The 5937-nt window shown below is 69.6% G+C and carries 8 protein-coding genes; 2 read left to right on the top strand and 6 right to left on the bottom strand.

The features are described from left to right. The 3 genes from VED21_RS01065 to argH form a co-directional block, all read right to left on the bottom strand. On the bottom strand, positions 1-437 hold a 437-nt coding region (locus VED21_RS01065), incomplete at its 3' end, for a diaminopimelate decarboxylase family protein (protein WP_414638146.1). Continuing rightward, positions 434-640, bottom strand: a complete 207-nt coding sequence (locus VED21_RS01060) for a hypothetical protein (RefSeq protein ID WP_324880450.1) — start codon at positions 638-640, stop codon at positions 434-436. The genes VED21_RS01065 and VED21_RS01060, both read right to left, overlap by 4 nt. Beyond that, positions 637-2064 carry an argininosuccinate lyase gene (gene argH, locus VED21_RS01055; protein ID WP_324880449.1) on the bottom strand — a complete coding sequence of 476 codons (1428 nt, stop codon included), beginning with the start codon at positions 2062-2064 and terminating at the stop codon, positions 637-639. The genes VED21_RS01060 and argH overlap by 4 nt, the downstream gene beginning before the upstream one ends. Positions 2065-2181: 117 nt before the next feature. Here argH and VED21_RS01050 point away from each other — a divergent pair, with 117 nt between their 5' ends. Continuing rightward, entirely contained in the window at positions 2182-2754 is a 573-nt protein-coding gene (locus VED21_RS01050) for a TlpA disulfide reductase family protein (protein WP_324880448.1), read from the top strand. 144 nt (positions 2755-2898) lie between these two features. Continuing rightward, entirely contained in the window at positions 2899-3123 is a 225-nt protein-coding gene (locus tag VED21_RS01045; protein WP_324880447.1) for a hypothetical protein, read from the top strand. A gap of 288 nt (positions 3124-3411) precedes the next feature. Here VED21_RS01045 and VED21_RS01040 read toward each other — a convergent pair whose 3' ends face one another. The 3 genes from VED21_RS01040 to VED21_RS01030 all read right to left on the bottom strand — a co-directional run. Next, entirely contained in the window at positions 3412-4011 is a 600-nt protein-coding gene (locus VED21_RS01040) for a DUF4142 domain-containing protein (protein ID WP_324880446.1), read from the bottom strand. 131 nt (positions 4012-4142) lie between these two features. Beyond that, positions 4143-5021 (bottom strand): 3-hydroxybutyryl-CoA dehydrogenase, encoded by an 879-nt coding sequence (locus VED21_RS01035; RefSeq protein WP_324880445.1) that lies wholly within the window; start codon positions 5019-5021, stop codon positions 4143-4145. A gap of 39 nt (positions 5022-5060) precedes the next feature. Then, positions 5061-5937 (bottom strand): electron transfer flavoprotein subunit alpha/FixB family protein (locus tag VED21_RS01030; protein ID WP_324880444.1); only part of this gene is annotated, 877 nt, incomplete at its 5' end.

Genomic DNA, 5937 nt, shown 5'->3' with positions numbered 1-5937 from the left:
ATGGGCGCGGTGACGCCCATGGACGAGGCGACCTCGCTGAGCGCCTCCAGCTCCGGCACCGACTCGACGTTGAGCTGGTAGATGCCGGCTTCCAGCGCCGCGCGCATCTCGGCGCGGGTCTTGCCGACGCCGGAGAAGACGATGCGGTTCGCCGGCACCCCGGCGGCCAGCGCGCGGCGCATCTCGCCCTCCGACACCACGTCGGCGCCGGCCCCCTGGGCGGCCAGCGTGCGCACCACGGCGAGGTTCGAGTTGGCCTTCAGCGCGTAGCAGACGCCGGCGTCCTGCCCCTCGAACGCGCCCGCGTAGGCGCGGTAGCTGGCGATGAGCGCCGCCGTCGAATAGCAGTAGAACGGCGTGCCGACCTCGGCCGCGATGGCGGCGAGCGAGACACCCTCGGCGTGCAGCACGCCGTTGCGGTAGACGAACGGGTTCATGGGAACTTCAGACCGGAGGAGGGTTGGCTGGGCTTCGGGTCGAGGCTCGGGTTCGGGTAGGGCTGCGGGAAGGGGCGGGCGCTCGTGGTGCTGGGGGCGTCCACGTCCTTCGGCCGCTTGCCGCAGCCGGCGAGCGCCAGGGCGAGGGCGACGGCGAGCGCCCCCACCGCGAGGCCGACCGTCGTCGGGTGCCGGCGGCTCACAGGAAGCGCTCCCGCGCCGCCGCGACGGCCTCGCGCACGCGGGTGGGGGCGGTGCCGCCGAAGCTCAGACGGCTGGCGACGGAGGCTTCGACGGTCAGCACCTGGAACACCTCGCTGGTGATGCGCGGCTCGATGGACCGCATGTCCTCGAGCGACAGCCCGGAGAGCTTGACGCCCTTGTCCTCGGCCAGCTTGACGGCGCGGCCGGTGACGTGGTGCGCCTCGCGGAACGGCATGCCCAGCACCCGCACCAGCCAGTCGGCCAGATCGGTGGCGGTGAGGAAGCCGCGCTCGGCCGCCTCGCGCATCGCCTTGGGGTTCGGGGTCATGTCGCGCACCATGCCCTCCATGGCGGCGACGCAGAGGGCCAGGGTGTCGTCGGTCTCGAAGACCGGCACCTTGTCCTCCTGCATGTCCTTGGAATAGGCCAGCGGCAGGCCCTTCATCACCATCAGCAGCCCGTTCAGGGCGCCGACCACGCGGCCGGCCTTGGCGCGCACCAGCTCGGCGGCGTCCGGGTTCTTCTTCTGCGGCATGATGGAGGAGCCGGTGGTGAAGGCGTCCGACAGCCGGATGAAGCGGAACTGGTCGGAGCACCACAGCACGATCTCCTCCGCGAAGCGGGAGAGGTGCATGGCGCAGATCGACGCCGCCGCCAGATACTCCAGCGCGAAGTCGCGGTCGGAGACGGCGTCCAGCGAGTTGGCGGTGGGGCGGTCGAAGCCGAGCGCGGCGGCGGTGGCGTGCCGGTCGATGGGGAAGGGCGTGCCGGCCAGCGCGGCGGAGCCCAGCGGGCACTCGTTCAGGCGCGCGCGGGCATCGCGCATGCGGCCGCGGTCGCGCCCGAACATCTCCACATAGGCCAGCAGGTGGTGGCCGAAGGTCACCGGCTGCGCCGCCTGGAGGTGGGTGAAGCCGGGCATCACCGTGTCCGCGTGCTTCTCGGCCAGGTCGATGAGCGCGGCCTGAAGGGCCTTGAGGCCGCCGTCGAGGCGGTCCAGCGCGTCGCGCACCCACAGCTTGAAGTCGGTCGCCACCTGGTCGTTGCGCGAGCGGGCGGTGTGCAGGCGCTTGGCGGGCTCGCCCACCAGCTCGTTGAGGCGCGCCTCGACGTTCATGTGGATGTCTTCCAGCTCCACCTTGAACTGGAAGGCACCGGAGTCGATCTCTTGCTTCACGCGGTCCAGGCCTTCGCGGATGGCGTCGGCGTCGGATTGTGCGATGATGCCCTGGGCGGCCAGCATGGCGGCGTGCGCCTTGGAGCCGGCGATGTCCTGGTCGGCCAGACGCTTGTCGAAGCCGATGGAGGCGTTGATCTTCTCCATGATGGCGGCCGGGCCGCGGGCGAAGCGGCCGCCCCACATCTGGCTGGCGGCGGGTGCGGCCGAGGGATTTGACGACGGCTTGGGCTGATCGGCGCTCATGGATGACCGGGACGCTTCAATAGGGGAGGGTACGAGGCGGTGAGTATGCGGACTTTCACGGCAGCCGCAATCTTTTGTGTGGCGCTCGTTGTCGCAAGCTGGGTTGCGGTGGACGCCATGACCGCGCGGCCGGCCGTGGTCGAGCTGTCGGCCGGCATGTCGGGCGGCAGCGCGGCGCCTATCCCGGCCGCCGGGCCGGAGCGGTTCAAGAGCGGCGAGCCGGAGGCGCTGCCCGCCTTCTCCTTCGTCGACGGCGAGGGGCGCCGGACGGAGATCAAGGATTTCGCCGGCCGCGTCGTGCTGCTGAACCTGTGGGCCACGTGGTGCGGCCCGTGCGTGAAGGAGATGCCGTCGCTGGACCGCCTTCAGGGCATGCTGGGCGGGCCGGGGTTCGAGGTGGTGGCGCTGTCCGTGGACCGCGGCGGGCGCGACACGGTGGAGCCGTTCCTGAAGAAGCTGGGCGTGCAGAACCTGGGGCTGTACCTGGACGCGCCCAGCGCCAGCATGAGCGCCCTCAAGCCGCGCGGCCTGCCGACGACGCTGCTGATCGACGCCGACGGCCGCCAGCTGGGCCGCATGGAGGGGGCGGCCGAGTGGGATTCGCCGGAGATGGTGGCGTTCCTGAAGAAGCTGATCAACCGCGGCGGCCCGGCGCGCGACCGCGGCGGCATGATGAAGACGGGCGGCTGAGCGCGCACTTGCGGCGGAGGCGGCCCGGGGGTGCGGCGTCGCGTCCTGTAGACTTGCGGATTGAACGAACATTCAATCGCGAAAGGAATGTCCTTCCCGCGAAAAACGGCGCGATCCGTTCAGTCCTGTGAGGAATACACCAGTATGTCAGACGTCCATTCGCACGCCCAGATCCACCTCACCGCCATCGATCAGCTGGAAAAGGCGATCATCCATCACCGCAAGGCGGCCAAGCACAAGCTGAAGGACCCGCACCATTCCGCGCACCACGCGCAGATCGCGCTGGCCTACACGCTGTCCGCCCTGGACAGCGCCCACGAGGCCGCCAAGGTCGAGGCGGACGAGTACGAGAAGTCCGGCGAGGCGTAAGCTGTGAATCTCCCTCCCCCTGCCCTGCAGCGACCTGATGCACGCATCTTGCGTGGAAGCTGAAAAGCCCTTCTCCCCTTGAGGGAGAAGGGTTGGGATGAGGGGGCGTTACGCCCGGCAGGGCGGACAAAGACTCTTTTCCGGCTCTCCGAGCCGTAATCACCCTCACCCCAACCCCTCTCCCCTCAAGGGAGAGGGGCTTTTTTCTTGCCATATCAATACACTATCTTCCGCCGGAAGATGTGTGCATCACGTAGCGCCTTCGGCGGGGGAGGGCGTTCGCGGGTTCTACGGCTTCGCCGGATCGGCGGTGCTGCTGCCCGTGCCGTCCGGGCCGGCGGGGGGCTGGGAGGTGCCGTAGCCGGGGGCCTGCGTCTGCGGGCCCTGCGCCATCAGGTCGGACAGGGAGCGGGCCGCCTCCAGGTGTGCCCGCAGGTCGGGGAGCGCTGATTCGGCGTACTGCCGCACCGCCGGGTGGCCGTTGGACTGGGCCTGCGCCTCGAACAGCTTGATGGCGCGGGCGTGGGCGTCCTCCTGCTCGGCCATGAAGCGGCGGTCGAAGGCGGCGGCGGAATTGGCGATGTCGTCGAGGCGCGCCTTGGTCGGGGCGTCCACCTCCTGCGGCAGGCGGAAGTCCAGGCCCTGCGCGGTGCCTTGCAGGCGTTCCATCGCCTTGCCGTGGTCCTGGATCAGGCGGTCGACGAAGCGCTTCAACTCCGGCGTCTCGGCGCGCTCCTGCGCCAGCTTCGCCATCTGCAGCTCCGACAGGTTGAGGATCGCCGCTTCGTTCAGGAAGTTCTGGTCCTGTCGGTCGAGCGCCGCCTGCTGGGCGAAAGCGGGTGCCGCGAACAGCGTGGCGAGCGACAGGAAGGCGAGGGTGCGCCGCATGGGGAATGCCTCCGGATGCGCCTTGGGCGTGTGCGCAACGAACACGCCAGCGGCCCCGGCGGTTCCGGACACGGCAAACCCGCCGCGGTCGCCCGCGGCGGGTTCGTGTCGAAAGAGCCGTCCGGTCCCGGTCAGCGCGTCGGGACGGGCGGATTCTTGGAGTAGTCGTAGAAGCCGCGGCCGACCTTGCGGCCGACCCAGCCGGCCTCGACGTACTTCACCAGCAGCGGGCAGGGGCGGTACTTGGAATCGGCCAGACCCTCGTACAGCACCTGCATGACGGCGAGGCAGGTGTCCAGGCCGATGAAGTCGGCCAGCTCCAGCGGGCCCATCGGGTGGTTGGCGCCCAGCTTCAGCGCCGTGTCGATGGCCTCGACGCCGCCCACGCCCTCATAGAGGGTGTAGACCGCCTCGTTGATCATCGGCAGCAGGATGCGGTTGACGATGAAGGCCGGGAAGTCCTCGGCCACCGCCGCGGTCTTGCCGATCTTGAGCGTCAGCTCTCGGACCGCCGAGAAGGTCTCCTCGTCCGTGGCGATGCCGCGGATCAGCTCGACCAGCTGCATCAGCGGCACCGGGTTCATGAAGTGCATGCCCATGAACTTGGCCGGCCGGTCGGTGGAGGCCGCGAGGCGGGTGATGGAGATCGACGAGGTGTTGGTGGCGACCAGGGCCTCGGCCTTCAGGTTCGGCACCAGCTTCTTGAAGATCTCGCGCTTCAGCGCCTCGTTCTCGGTCGCGGCCTCGATCACCAGATCGCTGTCGCCGAAGGCGGCCATGTCGGTCGAGGTCTTGATGCGGCCGAGGGCCGCGGCCTTGTCGGCCTCCGCCAGCTTCCCCTTCTGGACCTGACGGTCCATGTTCTTGGTGATGCCGGCGATGGCCTTCTGCAGGATCTCGTCGCTGACGTCCATCAGGACGACGTCGTAGCCCGACGCCGCACAGACATGAGCGATGCCGCTCCCCATCTGGCCGGCACCGATGACACCAATGTTCTTGATCGTGGGCATAGGGGCTTTCCCGCAGGTCGTGGGTTGGGGATGGTCCGATTACTTGCCGAGCGCGTCGGTGAGTTCCGGGACCGCCTTGAAGAGGTCGGCGACGAGCCCGTAATCGGCCACCTGGAAGATCGGCGCTTCCTCGTCCTTGTTGATGGCGACGATGACCTTGCTGTCCTTCATGCCGGCCAGGTGCTGGATGGCGCCCGAGATGCCCACCGCGATGTACAGCTCCGGCGCCACGATCTTGCCGGTCTGCCCCACCTGGTAGTCGTTCGGCACGAAGCCGGCGTCCACCGCCGCACGGCTGGCGCCCACGGCGGCCCCCAGCTTGTCGGCCAGCGCCTCCAGAAGCTTGAAGTTGTCGCCCGACTGCATGCCGCGCCCGCCCGACACCACGATCTTCGCCGCCGTCAGCTCCGGACGCTCCGACTTCGTCAGCTCCTGCCCCACGAACTTCGACAGGCCGCCGTCCTGCGCGCCCGAGGCCGCCTCGACCGAGGCCGAGCCGCCGGTCGCGGCGGCCGCCTCGAAGGCGGTGGTGCGCACGGTGATCACCTTGATCGGGTCGGACGACTGCACGGTGGCGATGGCGTTGCCGGCGTAGATCGGCCGCTCGAAGGTGTCGGCCGAAACGACTCCCGTGATGTCGGAGATGGCCTGCACGTCCAGCAGCGCCGCGACGCGCGGAGCCAAGTTCTTGCCGGCCGAGGTGGCGGCGGCCAGCACGTGGCCGTAGCCGCCCTTGGCGAGGTTCACCACCAGCGGCGCCACGGCCTCGGGCAGTTGGTGCTCCAGCGCGGCGTCGTCGGCCAGCAGCACCTTGGAGACCCCGGCGATCTTGGAGGCCGCCTCGGCGACCGGTTGGGCGCCCTTGCCGGCGACCAGCACGTGGACGTCGCCGCCGATCTTCGTGGCGGCGGTGACG

It is taken from the genome of Azospirillum sp. (genome assembly GCF_035627195.1).
Taxonomy (GTDB): Bacteria; Pseudomonadota; Alphaproteobacteria; order Azospirillales; family Azospirillaceae; genus Azospirillum.
Note: the sequence above shows the minus strand (reverse complement) of the source record. Positions and strands in the feature narration are given on the sequence as shown.